The following is a 19,764-nucleotide window of genomic DNA, read 5'->3' on the forward strand; positions in this document are numbered from 1 at the left end:
CTATTTTTTTAGGAACTACAACTTAATTGAGAACAGCCAGGTTTATTTATGGCCCAATCTGGTCTTCTAGCATACCATTTGTCATATGCAGGTTGATCTGAATAAGGATTTTTAAGCATTTCAAATAATTCACTCATGATAGTGTAATCTCCTTGTTCTGCGGCCTCGATAGCAAGTTGAGCCATATAATTTCTCAGCACGTACTTGGGATTAGTGGCTCGCATTTTTTTGGCTCTTGCTTTCGCGAAAACGGAACTCCTATCAATCCTATCTATATATGACTGTAGCCATTCCAGCCATTGTTGTTTTATGCTAGACGGCATTATATCTATATCATAAATTGCTGGATGAATAATTTTCCAAGCAGTCAAGTGATCCATTTCTCCGTGAACTTTTATCAATTCTCTATAAAATATAGTCATATCTATAGGATGCACAGGTAATAAAGCTAGGAGACTATCAATTAGTTTTGCATCAGCATGATGGTCATCTATAAGTCCTAATTTTGCTTTCATCATTGCCTGTTGCTCAACAAGATAATTTGATTTGTACACATCTAAGATTTTTTCTAAACCATTAGTATCATCGATAACTAGGTAGAAGGAATTGGCGAGTTTCCATAGATTCCATAGAGCAATCTCAGGTTGTGATCGGTATTTATATCGTTTATGCTGATTATCTGTCGTATTAGGAGTCCAATCAGGATTATAATCGTCCATCCAGCCATAAGGACCATAATCGATGGTCAATCCCAAGACAGACATGTTATCTGTATTCATTACACCATGCACAAATCCTACACGCTGCCAATGCATGACCATCGTTAGAGTTTCATTACATATCTCTTTGAATAGCAATAGGTAGGGTTCCTTTTCTTGTGCTACAACCAATAAATGATTGAAAAGGGTCTTAATAGTGTAATCAAGAAGATTTTTCAGTAAAGTAGTATCACCACGTGAAGCAGGTAATTCAAAACTACCAAATCTTAGAAAGGACGGACTTACACGACAAACCATAGCACCCAATTCCTGAATGATAGTACCGTCATACATAGGATCTCTAGTTACTTTTTCTCCGGTAAGCGAGATACCTAAGGATCTAGTGGTTGGAATACCTAAATGATGCATCGCCTCACTGCACAAATGCTCTCTAATGCTTGATCGCAATACCGCAAAACCATCACCGCGCCTAGAGTAGGGTGTAGGTCCAGAACCTTTAAGCTGTAGATATTGTAACCCTAGATTAGTCTCAAAACCACCTAACATAATGGCGCGACCATCGCCCAACTGTCCAGCCCAATGGCCAAATTGATGACCACCATAATTCATAGCATAGGTCTTTAATTGAAGATCCAGTTGCTGGCCAGTCAACAGCTTTGCTATGTAGTTTGACTTCACCACCGATTTCTCAAGACCTAAATCCTTGGCTAACGCATTGTTGACATGAATGACGCTGGCATTTTTAAATGATTTAATCGCTACCGCAGAAAGCAGAAATTCAGGTACCTGCCTAGGAATATTACTTTCTATGGTATCGTATGGGAAATGCTGATCAATACTATTGGGATGAAGCTTTAATGACATGTCATAAAGATAAGTCAGTGACATACTCAGCGTTCATATGTAGACACAAAAAAAGCGGCGGTTTGAAACAAACCGCCGCTTAGGATATTAATAAAGTTTACTAATTATCTCTGTACTGAGATTTTGAAACTCTTAGTTGCTTGTGTAGAATTTACATTCAAGATGTAAAGACCATTAGCAATTGATGGATTCAAGTTGAATCTCATGCGTTGCGCTGTACCGTTATTACGATACTCTCTATCAAATGTAGCTACTTGCTTACCTGATAGGTCATACAATGCTGCTGTTACTTTCTCATTCTGTGGCAACTGTAGAGTGATATTTAATTCACCTGTAGTTGGGTTAGGATATGGAGCTACAACAAATGCTTCAACAAAATCATCGTTACTCAAAGTAATTATACCATCGTTCAATACAAGGAATACCTCTTCAGTGAAATCTGGTTCACCGTCTAAATTAGGAAGTATTCTAAATACTTGTGGAGTTCCTGCTGGTATATCATTTACAGTAAAGAAGAAACGCTCGAATTGATCATCGTTAACACTTTCTAGTGTCCCTAGGTCAACGTATGCATCTCTTTCAGGATTTTGTTGTTGAACTGTGTAGTTGTCAAAACCATAACCTGCAAAAGAAATACGAGCAGTTTGACGAGTAGAATCAGCATTGAATGTAGCTGCTATCGCTTCGTCCTGAATCGTTTGGAAGTCAAAGTCAAATCCACCTTCGTACGCCTCAGTAGACACACTTGTAAATGACTCACTGATTGCAAACTGACCAGTTACACCAGCTGTTGCCGCTGCGGCAGCTACACCATATCCAGCTTCTGCTTCTGCTTCGGCTTCAGCCTCTACCTCGCCAAATTGACCTCTTTCATTCTCACCTTCAGCATCTGTTTGTGCATTTGCTATATCACGGAAAGTAAAACCTTGGTTCTGTCCACCATCAAGTACACCTAGTAAAGCTCTTGGAGCTGCAACGTTGGCAGGATCAGTGTAGACTACTACTTCTACTTGAGCAAAAGTCGCACCTTCATCTTCAGCCTCTCTTTCATTGCTCTCACCATCTGGACGCGGTACACCAGCTACTGCTACTGCAACGGATACTTGTCTGTCTTGAGAATCATCTGCTCTTGCAAATGCTCTTACATTACCAGCATCACCTTCCATAGGTAGAGTAATACTTGTTGTTACTGTCTCACCAGCCGCCGCTGCTGCCGCTGCTGCGTGCAAGGTAGTTGCGATATCAGTACTTATCTGGATACCTTCATAACCTGCTGCTGCTGCAGCAACTGATGCTGCAGATGCGTTATAACCGACTTCAGCTTCAGCTTCAGTTTCAGTTTCTACTTCATATTCAAATGCGTCAAAATCAATTCCGAAATCTGGATAAGCCTCTTGTGGCTCAGGTAAAATCTCTTTTCTATCAGATTGATTGTTTGCCTCACCATCGTAGACACCAGTACTAGTTGCACTAGTAGCTACTGCAGATGCCTCAAATGGTAATGCACCATTTTTAGATTGCGCTGCATTTGAACCTGCTGCTGCTGCTGCTGCATTAAATCCTACTTCAGCTTCTGCTTCAGACTCAACTTCCGCCTCGTTTTCACTTACTTCTTCAAAAGTTCCTTTAGGGAAAAATCCTTGCTCGTTAGCAACGATCACGTCATCCCAATTACGCTCTGTCATTGTCAAGAAATCAAAATTTCTCTCACGCTCATTGAACATAGGATCTGCGATTCGTGTAGATTCTGTGGCGATATCACTATTGTCAATATCCTCTATAATCAACGTTGCAAATGCGATTGCATCACCAGCACTCACTGCACTAGCCGTTGTACCTTCAGTCGATGGCACACCACCACCAGCTTCTGCTTCGGATTCTGCCTCAGCCTCGGCGCTTGATGTAGGATTAGCATCAGTTACACTTTGATAACGATCAGACAATTCTTCAAATTGACCATTATCATCTACTTGTACTCCGTTATTGTCTACTGTTGATGTAGATACAGACGCTACAGATGCAGATGCAGCACTTGATACAGCACCATTTACACCAGCACCACCTACCGCAGCTACACCAGCTGCTGCTGATCCATTGTCCACTTCAGTTTCAGCTTCTACTTCAGATTCAACTTCGGCTTCAAAGCTATTAGCACCTTTACCATTAAATAGTTGTGGTATATCCGCTAATGAAGAGGCTTCACCAGTTTCGTTGTTGACTGAATTGAATGATCCAGTTGCAGTACCACCACCAGATCCATCGCCAGATCCTTCACCAGAACCACTACCTTCACCAGAACCTTCTTCTGGGTTGTCAGCCGTATTTCTTGACGGAGATTCAATTTCTGGTATATTAAAGAAAGATGGTTCTTCCTCAGTAACAACAGATGTTGATACAGATGTCGAAGTCTTTACATCAACAGCAGCTGTAGCAAAATCACCGGCTACCATTACAGCTGTACCAGCTGTAGCACCAGCACCAGCACCACCAGTTTCAGTTTCTACTTCAACTTCGGCCTCAGCCTCAACCTCAGTTTCACTGTCTACACCACTCGCGATTTGTGCTCCTATACGTTGTGCATTATCGCCAGTGTAATCAGCTAATCTTTCATAAGTAATCCCACTTCCTGGGAAAATCTCATTAGTAGCATCAGGGCTATTGATAGAATTGTTTGAAGAACCGCTGCCTTCGCCTGATCCAGAACCGTCACCGGATCCAGAACCGTCACCGGATCCAGAACCATCGCCTGATCCATTATCTGGATAATCTTCCTCGCCAAATTGGCTATTTGCCTCACCTTCTGCTGTTGCAGTTGGAGCTGCTGGGAACAAAATTTGGACTTCGCTTACAGATGCTTGGGTAGATGTGTTTGCATCAACACCACTTACAGAGTTGGTTGGAAACAAACCAGTCTGGCCAGTTTCACCAACTAGATATTCTGCAGCCGCAACACCAGCTGCACCAGCTGCTGTACCTGCAACAGCAACTGCTGCTCCATTCTCAACTTCAACTTCTACTTCAGATTCAACTTCAGCTTCTGCTTCAGCTAGGAAAAAATCTGCAGTTGTGTTTTTAGCTCTCAAGTCTCTACTAGAAGACTTTACTTTTTCTGGAGAATTAATTCCTGTTTCTGGCTCTTCACCAGTGGCAGCACTATCGGCTGGTTCTCTAGTTGCTGCACTAACGTTACCAGATAATTTAACTTTAGCTACAGAGTTAGGAAAGTTACTTGCTGCTGCTGCACCTAAGGCAACGGCACCAGCTACTCGTCCAGGTTCGGCCTCAGCCTCAACTTCAGCTTCTACCTCTACTTCTGGGTCTAAGATCTGCCGCGTTTCCTCTCCACCGCCATCCTGTGCATAAGCACCGGCTGCGCAGAATAGGGCTGCTAGGGTTAATACGTAATTTTTTTTCATGACATTAATTTTTTATGGATTACATTTTAATACGGTTTAAAATTACCTTTTATGTGTAAGGGGCGTCTCACAAGAAAGTCGTAAAATTTCTTACAATTGGCTGCATATTCATAAGGTTGTGTTAATGGCTTGTTGAACAATTTTATTGGAAAGTATGTTACTTCAATATCTTGGGATTGCCTATGATCCGTTAGTCAAATATCTTGTATACAATAAGTTATGAATGATTACGTCCAAGTTCACGTAAATTAAGCCTGTTCTTCTTCTTGTAAATCGAACCGTTAATCCATGTTTTCGCTAGAGATTATCACTATTTATTATGATTAGTTGTATGAAAAAACTATGGCCGTTTATGTCAAGATATAGATGAGTCAATTCTATTACTTATTTATATTATTTGTTGCGTACTATTTTGATTATTCCGCTTTCGCGAAAGCGTGATCTTAAAATATTTTCTACCTATAATAAGGACACGTTCTTCAATCGTTAATTTTTATGTAACCATGAAGTGGCTATCCTGCCATTGTTTTTATTTGTAATTATGAAAGTAAGTTTGAAAGGTTTTAAAACATTCCCGTGGCGGCGATTACCATATTTATTAATAGAGAGTGGCAAGCAATGGAACAAGGATGACGTGTGGCAGTTGAGTGCAAGTATTGCCTATTATGCAATATTGTCACTGCCTGGATTACTAGTAATCATCTTAAATGTAGTAGGACTTATCTGGGATCAAGAAATCGCGACTGGTAGATTGGTTACTGATCTATCAGGGTTGATAGGATGGGACGCAGCCGAAGATATCAATGAGCTGTTACAAACAGCAAATCAAGACGATGGCGTGATCGCTTCTATTATTGGTGTAGCGACGCTCATTTTTGGGGCAACAGGAATATTTTATCAGTTGCAGGTATCCTTAAATAAAATATGGAGACTTAAGGTTAATCCCAAAACCCCTTGGTGGAAGTTGCTTACTGATCGTGCCAAAAGCTTTGGTTTTATACTAGTTGTAGGTTTTCTTATAATGATAAGTTTTGTGCTTTCAGCATTTATTGCGGTTCTTCAAGGTTTAATTGAGGCAAACCTGCCCGATTACCTTATATATGTAGCTTATATCATCAATTTCTTGCTCTCGCTTGTAATCATCGCATTTTTATTTGCTCTTATGTTCAGGTACTTACCCGATGCATTAGTGAAATGGAAGATCATATGGCCTGGCGCAATTGTTACGGCCTTATTATTTGAATTAGGCAAATTCTTATTAGAAATCTATTTTACCAATTCATCACCTGCTAGTGCATATGGCGCTGCTGGTCTTGTGGTTCTGCTTTTATTATGGGTTTCTTATAGCGCACTCATCCTTTTCTACGGTGCTGAATTTGTCAAGATCTATGCTCAAGAATTTTTTGATGGTATTAAACCAAGTAGGAAAGCCATTAAATACAAGGAAGAGATTATTACTGTCATAGAACCTGACGATCCTATCATAGAATAGGCTAGTACAATTCTTCCATCATTAAAAATGGAGCTAGTAATCGTTCCAGCTTTTTACTAGTGCTGATCTCGCGATTATCTTGTAAGTATTGATTTATAGATTCAAGATCTTGCGTGGTCTTAACTATATTAAATTTTGAGCTGTAATGTAGGAAAACAGGATGAGCGGTAGGCTTATTATAGACTTCAAATATCTCACCGTGTCGATCGTCTTTTTTGATTTTTTCATAGAGTTCTTTAAGGTGTTTTTCATTCCCTTCAAGCACTTGAAAAAAGTTACCGATAGAATGTAGTAGAATACCACTGACATCGCACTCATCATTGCGTTCTTTAGAATATTCAAAGATGTTTGTAATATCCTCGTCAGATAGGTTTTCTGAGGTTTTGCTCAAGTAACAGATTGTATAATACAGCTTCATTTTTAATGGCGTAGAGTTAAACAAACATATTCTAATTTGTAGGAATATTTGACGTGTATATTCTGTAGGAAAAAACAGTAATTTTTTAAATTACTGATCATTAGATTTTTAGGTCTTCATTCTTACGGCTAATTATCATTTTTTTAACGCTATGCGACTGATTAGCACGATATTGTGAGACTAATGTTGTTCAAACTTTATTTTTGTGGTTTAAACAAAAGCTGCCTGTATCAGCTTTTTAAAAGTTAATAATCATGCCTGAATTACCAGAAGTACAAGGCTATAAAACCTATATCGACAGCACCTCTTTACATCATACAATTGAATCCATGGATTGTAGAGATGATCGATTGCTTAAAAAGGATATTAGAACGTTCAAGAAACATCTAGTCGGTGTTCAATTAAGTGGTACGAGACGTATAGGTAAGTATTCGTTTGTAGAAACAACCGGTGACAAGATACTTGTGATGCACTTTGGTATGACAGGAAAACCTACCTACTATAAGGATGCTGATGCCAGACCCAAATTTGGTCACATCGTATTATCATTTGAAAACGGTTTTCAGCTTGTTTTTGAGAACAAGAGAAAATTTGGTTGGTGGGATTTGATCGATGATATAGAAGCGTATAAAAAGGAGCACGATTTGAGCGATGACGCTCGAGAGTTGAGCCTTGATGACTTCAAAAAATCGTTGTCATCACGCAAGACTGATATAAAAAAGGTTATTATGGATCAAAGTGTAGCCGCCGGAATTGGTAACTGGCTTGCTGACGAAGTCTTATATCAAGCAAAAATACATCCTCAACTCAAGGTGGCTGATATGAGCGAAGAGCGCATTGAGCATTTACATAAAACCATGCAGGAAGTTATTGAGGTAACTATTGAGCATGATGCGCATTACAGCGATTTTCCTGATCATTATCTCATGCACATTAGAGAAGAAGGCGCTGACTGCCATCATACCAGCTCTAAAATCAAAAAAATCAAAGTAGGCGGTAGAGCTACCTATTTCTCACCGCAGTGGCAGGAGAAATGATGCCTTGTAATCTTTATGTATTGCAAGATGATGATATGATTACGCTTTCGCGAAAGCGGAATCATTAAAATTCTCTCAACAAACGACAGCGAGCGACGCTATCGCTAATCGTGTGAAGTAATCCTATTTATTTGTGAAGTGTTGCGATATTATGGAACTAGATTTTATTTACCGCAAAATAGCTTGATATTGTACACTAGAATTCACTGTTATCTATAGTTTTCTTAAAGTGATCATTTCAATTAAAGCGATAAGTAAAAACTTACCTACTATTCTTGTTTCTTGCAGCTTGCTACTGTTGGTCTCATGGCAGTCTTCAATTGATCCTGTAGTCAACCGCAATGATTTTAATAGAGTCATAAATGAAAGAAGAGAGATACAGCGTCAATTTAAAGATAGTGCGGTATATCTATTGCCATCAACCTATTTAGAGAGCTTTAAAAATGCCAATAGTTGGGCGCAAGCGGCAGGCACTGAAAGAGAAAAACAACAGGCCTATTTCAATTTACTGTTTTATTATTACAACCATCAGGATAGCGATAAAGTCATTGAAATCGCTAATCAATTACTTAGTGAACCGTCGTTCATGGAGGTACCTGAATCTGTCAGCACGCTAGAAGCCCTCAATTATTCTTACAATCGTATTGGGTTTTACAATAAGCAACTAGAAGTACTTCCGTTATTTATAGAACAGAATAAAAAATTTGGCTATCAGGTATTGAGTCGTGATTTTAAGGATTACCATGATCGTGCGATGATTTACTATAAACTCAAACAATATGCTAAAGCTAGAGAGAACTTTGAGCTACAGGCCGCAGCGTTTCAAGAAAATGGTAAAACCTTTAGATACGCTAGTATGCTCAACAACATTGCTCTTACTTATGAAGGACAAGGAGATTATGATAAAGCGCTTGAGACCTACTATCAAGCACTAGAAGCTCTTTCCAGCAGTGGTGCAGATGATTACTTTACTACTGAGTATCAACAGCATTTTACCAATGTGGTTCAATCAAATATTGCCAGTATTAGATTGCGGCAAGGTGACATTGAGCAAGCGGGAAAGACTTTCTTGCGTGAGATAAGCTCCAGCAAACAAGTAGGTGAGCCCAGGATCACCACACAGGCTTATATCAATATGGGTGAATGGTATTTGCTTAATAGTCAAGCGCGGCTTGCCAGTACTTATATTGATAGCGCTATTGCTTTGGAAAAGGAATTCAAGAATCCTGTGGCTAGAGCAAAAGCATTTGCGATGAAAGCCAAAGTGTTACACACAATAAGTGATGCAAAAGACGCCTATAAATATGATCTATTTGCCCAAGGAATAACCGATTCATTGTCCAGGATAAGCGCTCAGCTGCTTTTAGAAGAAGCGGCACTCAAGTATGACTTTGTCAAAGCTCGTAAAGAAGTCGATGAAGCTCGTGCCTTACTCAAAGAAAAAAACAAGCTAGAATGGCTACAGTGGATTATTGTAGGGATTTCAATAATACTGGTAGTCACATTTATTTTTCTGTATTTAAAGAGTCGCAAAGCGCGTCGTCTGTCAGAAGCTCAAAGCGAGCTCATGAGTAAAGCTGCTCACGAGAAGGAATTAATGCTGTACGAGATTCACCACAGGATTAAGAACAACTTGCAAACGGTTTCTGGAATTCTAGATTTAAAGACAAGTAATGTCGAGGATGCGCATTTTCGCAAGGTGATTGATGAATCCCAACAACTTATTCAAACTATGAATCTAGTGCACGACCAGCTATATCAATATGGCGAGGACACTGTCGTAGATATGCAAACTCATTTTGAAAAAATATGTAAAGGAATAATCGATCAATTTGACGCACAAGTTTCTTTGCATGTAAGTGCCAGAGACGCTGTGGTACACTCTGCAGATGCAACACCATTAGGTTTGATATTATGTGAGTTAGTAACAAACAGTCTCAAACATGGATTAAAAAATGAAAAGAAAGGGATCATAACCGTACTTCTCAAAAAAGAACACGAGAATTGGTACTTCAAGTATAAAGATAATGGTAGCGGACTCGAGGCAGTTGAAAGCAATGAAGATGGCAAAGTAGGATTACAATTAATCACTTTGCTGGTTGATGAGTTGGGTGGCACATGGGAATCAAGTAACAACAACGGTTTTATTTTTCAGATGAATTTTTAAATGAAAGGACTCTTAAAACAAACAGTGTATGTTGTCGAGGACATGGGCGTTACACGCGCCAGTTTACTCAATACATTAAGTCGCAATAATTTTCTTGTTATGGGTAGTGCCGCAACTGCAGAGACTGCATGGATGGAACTACAATCATTCAAGAAATGCCCAAATGTGGTATTGGTCGATATCAATCTTAAGGGTACAAAAAACGGCTTATGGCTGGGAAATAAAATCATGAACCATTTGAAAAGCGCGGTTGTATTCTTAACCGCTTCTAGCGATAAGAAACACTTGCGTGAAATTACAGAAATGCAAGCAGCTGGATATATCATGAAGCCATTCAATAATCCAACGCTACTCACGATGATTGATATGGCGCTGAGGCGTAATGAAGATAAGGTACAAGATGCTGCCGCTGCGACCAATAGTGTTTTTGTAAAAACTAGAAATGGGTTGCAAAAAATAAATCTTGAAGAGATCATCTACCTGCAATCAGAAGTGAACTATGTCCACATCCATCTATTGAATAATGTTCACACGTCAAGATCAAAACTTATTGAAATGAAAGAAGTGTTGAACTTGCCATCGAATTTTATAAGAGTGCATAGGCGGTACATCATCAATAAGAAACAGATCAAGAGCTTGCATTCTCAAAGTCTCACGATGATCGATGACCTAGAAATTGTATGGTCTAAAAAGTATATTGAGAGCAGTTCTATTTTATACCCTTAAAACCACAAGGTATTCGCGTCAAGAAGATCATATTTTCAAGGAGATTCTATCTTATTTCTCTTGTTCAAATAGTAAATGGCAACTAATAATCGGTGAACTGAGAGCCTAAACGTATTACTTCACAATTTGAGCCAACTACTTCACGGATTGGATCTCAATGAAAATGTTTGTCAATTGCTTAACTATATTTGAGTAATCAAGTAGCAGGATATATACTTTACATATTACAATAGCCATGAAATCCAGCAGGTGTAGGGACTTGTTAGATCTAATGGCTATTTATTTTTGAGTTTTTTTACTTTCTCAATACGTCCTGTATATCATCCAGTTTTTTAAACATTGCAGCTGCAAAAGGACACAGTGGCAAAATCTTAATATCCTTTTCACGAGCCATCTCTACAATTTTGTAGAGCAGTTCTTTACCAACGCTTTTACCAGCAAAATCGTCCTCAACCTCTGTATGATCAATGATAATAAAGTCTGACCCTGGAATGGAGTAGGTCATCACACCAGCGCGTTTACCATCTTCTCGTGCCATGGCAAAACCCTTATTGTCTCTTTCAGTTATCGTTATTTCCATGACTTAAAGATACGATGGGCAATGCAATTTCAACGCAAGAAGAAGTAAGCCCAAATTACTTTCTTAATCTGTTTCTGCGACGTGATTTTCCTTTTGGCAACAAGTCTGTCAAATCGTTTATAGGATTGAACACACTATCGTCTGCCTCGATAAAAATGGTAAGGTGGTCCTTCATTTTAGCGTTCCATAGTCCATCTTGCTCAATGAATTTCACTTGTTGGCCTTCAATAGATCTCTCAGTAATCGTACACGCGCCAGGCTCGCTGTAATCTGCAAGATCAAAATCGTTTCCCTTATAATCGTTAGTGTACAAGAACATACTTGCAAAGCTATAATGAGACGCACTTTCTAGTGCCGCTTTCTGATATTCGTCGCTAGAATCTATCTGGTTTTTGTTTATTATTTGAAGCGTCTCAATATTTCTTGAATTCGTTGCCCAGAAAGCGACATCGCCCGTATTATCTTTCATAGGCGCTACGGCAGCGACACGTATAGGTGCGTTGAGTAGGTGATAGATGGTACTTAAGGTACCTTCTGTACTTTGTTTAAGGGCAACCTTAAAATCAAGATGGAAGTAACGTTTTAAGAACTTCCCTAGTTTGCGTCGCTCCATTTTAGTCAGTTCACCGTTTTCTAATTTGGCAAGATATTTATGTACCTGATTCACCACATAGATGAGATAACCAGTCATGATTTTTTTATGCTTCACATATGCTTTCATGTTCACTCGTTGCGGTACATTATTTACGCTAGAGATATGAATGATTTCTGATTCTACATCGTTAAGATTAGACAACAAACTACCGTGACCAGATGGCTGCATCACTCGATCACCAGTTTGATCGATGGCCAGTTCATTATTCTCATTTAAACAGTATACATCGCTTGCAGGATCTTGAATAGTGGTTTGTATGTCAAGATCAGGAAATTGAGCTGCTTTTGATTCTAATTGCTCTTGAAATAGTTGGTTACGCTTTTGAGGCACTGTAAACGTCAGGTTACTCGCTGTAAATGTTGAAGCCAGGGCATCGTGCAAACTCACATGTTGATCAAAGGCTGTTGCAGCCTCATTGTCGGTACGATGTAGCGGTATTAATGCAACGGGCAAACTGGTTAGGTTAAGTTTATCGGTAGTTAATAAGAACTTCACCATATCTAATCTACCGTGATTGATGTCAACCGCATTTAATAAGGTTTCTTTGATCTCATCTTGCACCAATGGATAGAAAGGTAGCCGTTTCAGGTGCTTAAAAAAATCATTGAGATTATAGCAGCCATGACTATTGATGTAAGTACTAACGCTTTGCTCGCTGGGATCATAATTGTGGGCAAATTGCACCAGATCTTGCAATAATCTCGTTCCAGAACCACTTGCCGGTATAAAGTCTGTGTAGGAATATTGCGCTGCTTTTTTCTTGAATTTCTTTAGGAAACGCCTGCGTTTAGTCGCGCTCAGTTTTAAAATTCCATCCTTTAAACGTGCAGGCCTTGTGACCGTTGTATGATGATTGTCGTATAATATCGATTTGAGAATTTTATCTGCCTCGTCATAATTTTTTGTATCGGTAAGGGTCGCGTCGTTCATGGATAATAAATAATGGGTAGACAGCATTATTGCCGTCGCAAATGTTTGACAAATCTATCCTACGCTATTTCCTACAACGTTAACACTATTGGAATTACCAATTTCTTAAGAGCGATAATGTTAATCATCAGCGGTTTTTAAGATTATCTATGGTACAGGAACACGTATTAGAACCGTTCTTTGTCGCATGAGAAAAGGTGATGCATTTCTTGCAATAGTTGGTTTAGGAGCAAGAGGTTTACATGCACTAGAGCTGTTTTTTATTACGCTTTCGCGAAAGCAAAATCACAACAACCTCACTGCAATCATCTTTGAGTCTAGGAATATTCTAGGCACTGGACCGGCTTGGGATCCATGGCAATCGCCAGTAGTATTAAGCAACATCTCTGATAGGGCGCTCGAGACCTTGCACGGGCGTGAGGCATTCAAAATAGATAATGTTAGTATAGAAGAATTTCCCAGTTATTGGGAATGGTTGCGAGAAGAACGAGGTTCATTTTTGAGCGACGATATAGATACATTTTCACAGCGACAAACTACTGGCCAATACTTAAAAGAAAGAACCCAATCCATTCTTGAACCGCTTGTTGCGAATAATTTAGTGAGCATTGTTAGAGAAAGAATTATTGATTTACAGAAAACGGATTTTGACATAAAATTGACTACCGAGACTTCTAAGGATTATCGCGTACAACGTTTGATTCTCGCACAAGGTCGAGTAGACATGAAACAAACGACAGAAAATGAAGACTTTGCAGATCACGCAAATGAGCATCATCTAACTTTCATAGTAAAACCATACAACGTTAATTTAAAATCGATTTTGAGCGATTTTAAGACGGTCATAATAAAAGGCTTGGGCCTAGCAATGATTGATGTGGTGCACACTGCAGTAAGGAATAATGATCAGGTATTTGAGTCAAAAACTGATAGCATTTTCTTAAGGTATGTAGGAAACCATCACGGCACGCTGGTACCGTATTCACTAGATGGTTTACCGCCAGTTCCCAAACCCGTAGGTAAACAAATAGACGACCATTTTGACCCAGAACCACACAGCGCTAAAGAAATAATACAGCAATTATTTGAAAATATAGAAAACGGCAAGGTTACTACGCTTGATGATATTCTCATTCCTGTGTCACGATTGACTATGCGGGTTTATGCAAGGTTCAATCACAGATTTGCTGACACTATGCTAAGCGAAGATGATGGCGTTGATCTATTACTCAAGTGGTATCGTGATCATGAAATACAACATCCACATATTCTAGATACAACCATGCCTGTGGTGGATTATATGAAGCAAACTTGCGAGATGTCCCATAATTTGCGAGCATTTTCTCTTGATTACGCCGCTGGTCAAGTTTGGCGATACATACAAATTGAGATGTACCGATTGTATCGCCATGATAGATTATCTAGTGAGCTCATCCGTGAATATATTGCTGTAGAAGAGCGTGCAAAACGTTACAGCTTTGGACCGCCCATAAAAAGCATTTTACAACTTATCGCATTAGCAGATGCTGAAGTCCTCAATCTTCATTTTGTAAAAAGTCCAGAAGTAGATTTAAACTCAAATGGATTCCAATTAAAAGACCAAAATGTATCAATCACCAGCAAATGCTTGATCAATGCGGTTTTACCCAAATCAGATCTTTCTCGAATTGACGATCCATTGATGAAATCGATGCTCGACAAGAATTACATCGAGCAATTATCTAATGGTCTAGGCATCGCTGTTAATGCAAGAGCCAATCCGCTGGTAGATGATCAAGCCATCGACAATATTCACATATTAGGTAGAAATGCTCTAGGCTCAGAATACGGTGTGGACGCTCTCCTTGAATGTTTTAATAGTGAGTTGATGCAGGTGGTTATAGATGAGGTTTTGAATTAGAAAACCGTGCGTACTAGAATACTACACTTCGATTGCGATTATTAATTGATAATTATTTTTCTGTTTGCGAGCCTATTTGAGAAATCGCTGATTGGACCTGTCATATGGAATACTTCATGATCTCTTTTCCCAATTTGAAATTTACTAGCATGAATTTCAGTGGTTCCAGACATAAGGCTGCAAGAAGTGTTCATTAGTTCAATCGTATTTTCTCTTTTGTTTTTTCGGGCAATCGTTATTCTTAATTGGTCATCATTTCTCGATTGTGGATAGCAATAACCTCTTTCATAATGCATTAGAATTTGGTTTCCAGCTTCTGATTCCAGAACGGAATATGGTTTGTCATTATTAAAGGAATCCCAGTCTGCGGCTAGCCATTCCTTGAGTTGAACAAGATCGTACTTTTCATGCCTGTGTTCAATGATGAATTTATAATCATATTTTTCTAGATCAACATTATGCAGGTTGATGATGAACTCGCAGCTTGGGTCTTGGGCAAAAGCAACACTAGGTGCTAATAAAAATGTCGCTAGTAAGACGAAGGTGAGTCGCACAGATTGTAGCTAAGTTAATATTATAAAGACCATCATCAGTCGGAATAGATTAATTATTTCCTGAGAAGATTTTTTTATTTCCCGATACAAAATATAACTTTCCTTTATTAATAGTATTTAAGTAGGGTAGGGCAACAAATGGGAAACAAACCTTGATATAAAAAGAGAATATTAAGAATAGATATTAACAATAAGGCTATCTCTTTTATTCTCTCCAAAAATAAGTTATAAGCATAAATAAACCGCTCCATTAGGAACGGTTTTTCATTTACTATTTAGATGCGTTTAAGCTGCCGTACCAGAGCCTAAATAGATGCTGTTTGATACTTGACTACCATCTTCTGATACAAATGCCATAAATAGCTCCACATTGTCTCCAGAATAGGTGTTTGGTAAAGTGATCGTTTGAGAACCGACGGTTCTATTTGCACCTGTCAAGGTGTACATAGATTCTTTCTTTGATGGATTGTAAACCAATACCATAGCCTTATCGGTAATACTAGCATTTCCTTCTGCTGAATTATCTCCCCAACTAAAAGTAGCTTCTCCAACAGTTGTTATATCCACAGCACCGTTTAAAACACCTGATAATGAACCACGACTGATTAATGCGTTAGCATAATCAATCATAAAGTTAGGTGCTGTTCCTGTAATTGCATTATTTAGGATGTACGACATTGCTGCATTAAACTCTGTACGCTTGTTTGCAAAACTTTTATACCCAACTTTAATAAAAGCTTTATTGGCTTGTAAAAACGATAGAGTAGTAGTAAATTTAGTTCGTTGATTTACTTGTCCTTCTGTTCTTGGATTTGCAACGCTTGAAGGTTTGATTCTTATATAATCAATTCCTTTCCAGTTTCCACCGACTACGTTACCTACTTTTCCTGATAGTCCTCCTAAGATTCCTTGAGATATTTTTCCCATTACTTTATTGTTTAAAAATTAATATTCGTTTGGACTTGGTACGGACTTAATTCGGCTTAAACAAACTCAAGGCAATAATAAGGTAACTTGTCTTTGATTATAGAATAGTGGTTTCTTTTGCCCTCTATTGTTCTTTTTTAACTCTCAAACCCCACATAAATTTTTTAAAAAAGAAAAACAAAAAAAAGAAAACGATACTTCTGATGGCGTGGGGAATGGCGACAAGGTTTTTAGGAAAATTATTGCTTTATACCTGAAACATAGAAGTAATAAGAAACAGACTGCTGCAAAAATTTTTCTAAAACCCTTTAGGGCTTGACCTTTTCGGCATTATGCGGCTGGTGTGGTAGCCATCTATATTTGTGACCTTTTTTTATCTTTCTCAGATTATTGTAAAATAAATACAAACCCATATGAGCTATAAAATATCCATAAAACAAATTATACTGTCTTTGTTGTCTGTTAAAGAGCAACTATATAAGAATTTCAAAAATGATAATAGATATAATATGCTACTTGAATACCTTATGTCTAAAGACTTTTACTATGATGATGAATTACCAGTACCATCTGTAAAGCTTATCAGTGAGTCCACTGAAATAAATACTTACCAAGTAAGGAAAAGGATTATTGAACTGAATGAATTAATCTATAATGATGAAAATGATACCTTTTTAGAGTTTCCTGAAACAGAAATAGAATTTTCTGCAAGGAATTATGCAGGTTCTATGTTTTTAAAAATGAAGTCTATTAAAGAGGTTCCGCAAGTAGGTGATGATATTACGTTACCTCTATTGAGAGGTAAACTAAATACTGATATGTTTTTTGTTGAATCAAAGCATCATTTTTTTGAAGGAAATAAACAAATTATACATTGCTATCTACAGTCTGGTATGTATAATGAATATTGGCACTTGAGAAAATCTGAAGCTATTTTTAAAGATGAAATTCCGTTTAAAAAAAGGATTAAAATGGATGATTATGATATGAAGAAGGAATTAAGTTATTATTAAAGCAGGTAATCGCGCAGCTATAGCGCAGTAAGGAATGAAGCGCAGCGAAATGGATTGCTGTGATATAAAGCGAGCCGCCAGCGAGTTGAGCAAGGGTGGTATGGCAAATAGCGTGTAGCGATAGCGAAACGCTGCCATAGCTACGTGGTACACGCAGGGCTGGCGGTGTTTTTGATTCGGCAGTGGTTTGTTGAGATTATAAGGCTTAATTCAGTATTTAGATGATGTTTAAGTTTGCAAATATCAAAAACAGTGACAGCCCGATTAGCCCGAAGCGAGCAGCAGGCGAGCCAAATTATTAAACAGCGGTTTACCCTTAAAAAAAAATACTTGCGTAGCAAATCCTTATTGGATATTAAGGGTAAAAAGAGCTGTGAGTGAGGAAGGCGTGTAATGTGTGTAATAAAACAAATAAATAGCGCCAACGAGGACGTTTCGCCGCAGTGGTGCTATTTATGGTAAGCACAAAAGCGACCGCAGGAAGCTATTGTGATTATGTTTTATGGAACAAAATGGAAAAACTGACGAACACCTTATTACCTGCTACAATGTGCGCGCAAAGGCAAAAGGTGCTGGCTGTAATGCTGTAGCGTCTTATGATAATAAGGTGCGGAAGCGTTATAGCGAGTACCGCGCGGAACGGTAGGCTCTTGCGAGTGAATGAGTGTAGCTTGCGGAACGAATGAGCGAGTAAGTGCCATTAGTGTGGGGTTTTTTAGACCTAAGTGTTTTTTAATTCGGATTTCCAAAATTTGTGTTCTCCATCTAAAAACACAACGTAAAAAACATTTTTTACTATATGACCTATCACACATTGTTTTCCTGTTATATGTAATCTCGCCCAATTTGCGTCTTCTGGTATTTGCTCAGGTGGGTAGTACTCAGTTTTCTCATCTGGTGGAAAATCACCGTAGATCGTAAATTTTTGACCGTCAGTTTGATTAAGTAAAGTATCATTACAATAACCTGAAAGAACTTCAATAGAATGAGCTAACATAGCATTAGCTTCCCATTCATACAAATTATGCCCTTGTTCTTTGTCTAAATGTCTTAACGATAAGAGCATAAAAGAATCAGAATCTAAATCCTTATTAGATTTTTTCTTTTCTAATGTTTGCTTAATAATACTTTTTCGAAGATGTGGTTTTAATTTACCCGCCATAAACTTGAGACTTGTAATAATCTCTAATACATTCATTAGGAATTACAACTTCACATCTTTGACCAGCATCATAGCCTCTACGTGCGTATATCCAAGGCTCTTCGGAATGAGTCATATTCTCTAATTGAAGCCCAGAAAGTTCTTTCAATTCATCTATGACATCGTTAACAACCTCCATCTGAGAAGCAGTCAAAGTATCATTAACTATAATAGCAGGGTCAAGTTCGCCTTCATCTAAAACAAACTTAAGTTCTGTATGCAATATTGATAAATCTCTAGCAGAATTATAAATTTTACGAGATACTGGACCGTGCACCCAAGCTTGAAACTCATCTTCGATGATGGGCACGTCAAAATAGGCCAAATGATAAGCTTGAATGTAAAATAGTATTTTCTGAATTTTCAAATGAGACATAGCTCCTCCTCGTACTAAAATATAGTCGACAAGATTATTTGAATCTATTAGAGCCAGTTCTTTACGTTCAATACTCATTATGAAAGTTAATTATTATTATTATAAATATGGACTTTCTGATGCAAAGATATCATTTTAATTGTTTCAGTGGTCTGCAACACAATATTCCAAATGTGAAGAGTTGCTAACCGAGATACTGAAGCATCTTATAATAATAAGTTGCAAAAGCGTTATCGCGAGTTAGTACTGTCATTTAGCTTTTTAGGACTTAGATGTTATTTTATCTATCAAATACCCTAATAATATTATACCACCAATCGTAATTGCTGTTTTAAATACACCTTCTGCATTTTTATCTGCAACATATTTATCATATTGACTTTTAGTAATAGAATTACTTTTAAACAATAAACTCATATACTCATCCTTCTCAGATGTAGTTGCATTATTGGTATTAACTCTTTGGTTTAAATACCTAAGTCTTTCGTAATCTATCATTTCTTAGGTTTTTTAATTTTCGCAACAGCTTCTATTAAATCAGGAAGATGATTAAGTACTTGTGCTTGAAATGTATCTATGATTTGTTGTTGATTCTCATCACGTCCTCTAAGCTTTTCTAATTCTATTTCCTGATTATGTAACTTATCCTTTAGCTCGTTATATTTGTTATTGGTGTACTCTTTTAGATTGTGCTTAGTAGAGAAAAATGTAACTACCGCACTAAATGCCATAAGAGCTATACCTATTAATAATTGTACTGCTATGTTATCCATATTATTCAGTTATAGT

At 38.0% G+C, this 19,764-nt stretch carries 17 protein-coding genes; 6 read left to right on the forward strand and 11 right to left on the reverse strand.

Annotation, left to right across the window (positions count from 1 at the left end):
* Positions 1-8: 8 nt before the first annotated feature.
* The gene (locus EJ995_RS07535) at positions 9-1,583 is read right to left on the reverse strand and encodes a protein adenylyltransferase SelO (RefSeq protein WP_126447178.1); all 1,575 of its coding nucleotides are present in this window, start codon (positions 1,581-1,583) and stop codon (positions 9-11) included.
* A gap of 104 nt (positions 1,584-1,687) precedes the next feature.
* Entirely contained in the window at positions 1,688-4,999 is a 3,312-nt protein-coding gene (locus EJ995_RS07540; protein ID WP_126447180.1) for a T9SS type A sorting domain-containing protein, read from the reverse strand.
* Positions 5,000-5,540: 541 nt separating this feature from the next.
* Here EJ995_RS07540 and EJ995_RS07545 point away from each other — a divergent pair.
* The gene (locus tag EJ995_RS07545; protein ID WP_126447183.1) at positions 5,541-6,491 is read left to right on the forward strand and encodes a YihY/virulence factor BrkB family protein; all 951 of its coding nucleotides are present in this window, start codon (positions 5,541-5,543) and stop codon (positions 6,489-6,491) included.
* A 1-nt stretch (position 6,492) separates the two neighbouring features.
* On the opposite strand, the gene EJ995_RS07550 is transcribed toward EJ995_RS07545, so the two are convergent.
* Positions 6,493-6,882: a BLUF domain-containing protein gene (locus EJ995_RS07550; protein WP_164549892.1), complete on the reverse strand. Its 390-nt coding sequence runs from the start codon at positions 6,880-6,882 to the stop codon at positions 6,493-6,495.
* A gap of 281 nt (positions 6,883-7,163) precedes the next feature.
* Here EJ995_RS07550 and EJ995_RS07555 point away from each other — a divergent pair, with 281 nt between their 5' ends.
* From EJ995_RS07555 to EJ995_RS07565, 3 genes are all read left to right on the forward strand, one after another.
* A complete protein-coding gene (locus EJ995_RS07555) occupies positions 7,164-7,946 on the forward strand; it encodes an Fpg/Nei family DNA glycosylase (RefSeq protein ID WP_126447187.1) in 783 nt (260 codons plus the stop codon).
* A 229-nt stretch (positions 7,947-8,175) separates the two neighbouring features.
* Positions 8,176-10,113 carry a tetratricopeptide repeat-containing sensor histidine kinase gene (locus EJ995_RS07560; RefSeq protein WP_126447189.1) on the forward strand — a complete coding sequence of 646 codons (1,938 nt, stop codon included), beginning with the start codon at positions 8,176-8,178 and terminating at the stop codon, positions 10,111-10,113.
* Entirely contained in the window at positions 10,114-10,839 is a 726-nt protein-coding gene (locus tag EJ995_RS07565; RefSeq protein ID WP_126447191.1) for a LytR/AlgR family response regulator transcription factor, read from the forward strand.
* Between the two features lie 295 nt (positions 10,840-11,134).
* Here EJ995_RS07565 and EJ995_RS07570 read toward each other — a convergent pair whose 3' ends face one another.
* Both EJ995_RS07570 and EJ995_RS07575 read right to left on the reverse strand, forming a co-directional pair.
* Entirely contained in the window at positions 11,135-11,419 is a 285-nt protein-coding gene (locus tag EJ995_RS07570) for a GNAT family N-acetyltransferase (protein ID WP_126447193.1), read from the reverse strand.
* A 55-nt stretch (positions 11,420-11,474) separates the two neighbouring features.
* The gene (locus EJ995_RS07575; protein ID WP_164549893.1) at positions 11,475-13,004 is read right to left on the reverse strand and encodes a DUF4301 family protein; all 1,530 of its coding nucleotides are present in this window, start codon (positions 13,002-13,004) and stop codon (positions 11,475-11,477) included.
* Positions 13,005-13,191: 187 nt separating this feature from the next.
* Here EJ995_RS07575 and EJ995_RS07580 point away from each other — a divergent pair, with 187 nt between their 5' ends.
* Entirely contained in the window at positions 13,192-14,904 is a 1,713-nt protein-coding gene (locus EJ995_RS07580; protein ID WP_126447197.1) for an FAD/NAD(P)-binding protein, read from the forward strand.
* 41 nt (positions 14,905-14,945) lie between these two features.
* Here the strand turns inward: EJ995_RS07580 and EJ995_RS07585 are convergent, their stop codons facing one another.
* Both EJ995_RS07585 and EJ995_RS07590 read right to left on the reverse strand, forming a co-directional pair.
* On the reverse strand, positions 14,946-15,458 hold the full coding sequence (locus tag EJ995_RS07585; RefSeq protein WP_126447199.1) for a hypothetical protein: 513 nt from the start codon (positions 15,456-15,458) through the stop codon (positions 14,946-14,948).
* Between the two features lie 285 nt (positions 15,459-15,743).
* Positions 15,744-16,385, reverse strand: coding sequence for a DUF6266 family protein (locus EJ995_RS07590; RefSeq protein WP_126447201.1), 642 nt, complete (start codon positions 16,383-16,385; stop codon positions 15,744-15,746).
* A 413-nt stretch (positions 16,386-16,798) separates the two neighbouring features.
* Here EJ995_RS07590 and EJ995_RS07595 point away from each other — a divergent pair, with 413 nt between their 5' ends.
* Positions 16,799-17,398, forward strand: coding sequence for a hypothetical protein (locus EJ995_RS07595; RefSeq protein ID WP_126447203.1), 600 nt, complete (start codon positions 16,799-16,801; stop codon positions 17,396-17,398).
* Between the two features lie 721 nt (positions 17,399-18,119).
* Here EJ995_RS07595 and EJ995_RS07600 read toward each other — a convergent pair.
* The 4 genes from EJ995_RS07600 to EJ995_RS07615 form a co-directional block, all read right to left on the reverse strand.
* On the reverse strand, positions 18,120-18,560 hold the full coding sequence (locus tag EJ995_RS07600) for a hypothetical protein (RefSeq protein WP_126447205.1): 441 nt from the start codon (positions 18,558-18,560) through the stop codon (positions 18,120-18,122).
* On the reverse strand, positions 18,550-19,053 hold the full coding sequence (locus EJ995_RS07605) for a Panacea domain-containing protein (RefSeq protein WP_126447207.1): 504 nt from the start codon (positions 19,051-19,053) through the stop codon (positions 18,550-18,552). The genes EJ995_RS07600 and EJ995_RS07605 overlap by 11 nt, the downstream gene beginning before the upstream one ends.
* Before the next feature lie 183 nt (positions 19,054-19,236).
* Positions 19,237-19,473: a hypothetical protein gene (locus tag EJ995_RS07610; RefSeq protein ID WP_126447209.1), complete on the reverse strand. Its 237-nt coding sequence runs from the start codon at positions 19,471-19,473 to the stop codon at positions 19,237-19,239.
* Positions 19,470-19,748, reverse strand: a complete 279-nt coding sequence (locus EJ995_RS07615) for a hypothetical protein (protein WP_126447211.1) — start codon at positions 19,746-19,748, stop codon at positions 19,470-19,472. The genes EJ995_RS07610 and EJ995_RS07615 overlap by 4 nt, the downstream gene beginning before the upstream one ends.
* Positions 19,749-19,764: the final 16 nt, after the last annotated feature.

The sequence above is a fragment of the Nonlabens ponticola genome, assembly GCF_003966335.1.
Taxonomy (GTDB): domain Bacteria; phylum Bacteroidota; class Bacteroidia; order Flavobacteriales; family Flavobacteriaceae; genus Nonlabens; species Nonlabens ponticola.

What these genes read in the sequence shown, in the direction of transcription:
- EJ995_RS07565 (WP_126447191.1), top strand. Translation starts at nt 10,114, where the DNA reads ATGAAAGGACTCTTAAAACAAACAGTGTATGTTGTCGAGGACATGGGC.
- EJ995_RS07610 (WP_126447209.1), bottom strand. Translation starts at nt 19,473, where the DNA reads ATGATAGATTACGAAAGACTTAGGTATTTAAACCAAAGAGTTAATACC.
- EJ995_RS07615 (WP_126447211.1), bottom strand. Translation starts at nt 19,748, where the DNA reads ATGGATAACATAGCAGTACAATTATTAATAGGTATAGCTCTTATGGCA.
- EJ995_RS07590 (WP_126447201.1), bottom strand. Translation starts at nt 16,385, where the DNA reads ATGGGAAAAATATCTCAAGGAATCTTAGGAGGACTATCAGGAAAAGTA.
- EJ995_RS07540 (WP_126447180.1), bottom strand. Translation starts at nt 4,999, where the DNA reads ATGAAAAAAAATTACGTATTAACCCTAGCAGCCCTATTCTGCGCAGCC.
- EJ995_RS07535 (WP_126447178.1), bottom strand. Translation starts at nt 1,583, where the DNA reads ATGTCATTAAAGCTTCATCCCAATAGTATTGATCAGCATTTCCCATAC.
- EJ995_RS07580 (WP_126447197.1), top strand. Translation starts at nt 13,192, where the DNA reads ATGAGAAAAGGTGATGCATTTCTTGCAATAGTTGGTTTAGGAGCAAGA.
- EJ995_RS07570 (WP_126447193.1), bottom strand. Translation starts at nt 11,419, where the DNA reads ATGGAAATAACGATAACTGAAAGAGACAATAAGGGTTTTGCCATGGCA.
- EJ995_RS07595 (WP_126447203.1), top strand. Translation starts at nt 16,799, where the DNA reads ATGAGCTATAAAATATCCATAAAACAAATTATACTGTCTTTGTTGTCT.
- EJ995_RS07555 (WP_126447187.1), top strand. Translation starts at nt 7,164, where the DNA reads ATGCCTGAATTACCAGAAGTACAAGGCTATAAAACCTATATCGACAGC.
- EJ995_RS07545 (WP_126447183.1), top strand. Translation starts at nt 5,541, where the DNA reads ATGAAAGTAAGTTTGAAAGGTTTTAAAACATTCCCGTGGCGGCGATTA.
- EJ995_RS07605 (WP_126447207.1), bottom strand. Translation starts at nt 19,053, where the DNA reads ATGAGTATTGAACGTAAAGAACTGGCTCTAATAGATTCAAATAATCTT.
- EJ995_RS07600 (WP_126447205.1), bottom strand. Translation starts at nt 18,560, where the DNA reads ATGGCGGGTAAATTAAAACCACATCTTCGAAAAAGTATTATTAAGCAA.
- EJ995_RS07575 (WP_164549893.1), bottom strand. Translation starts at nt 13,004, where the DNA reads ATGAACGACGCGACCCTTACCGATACAAAAAATTATGACGAGGCAGAT.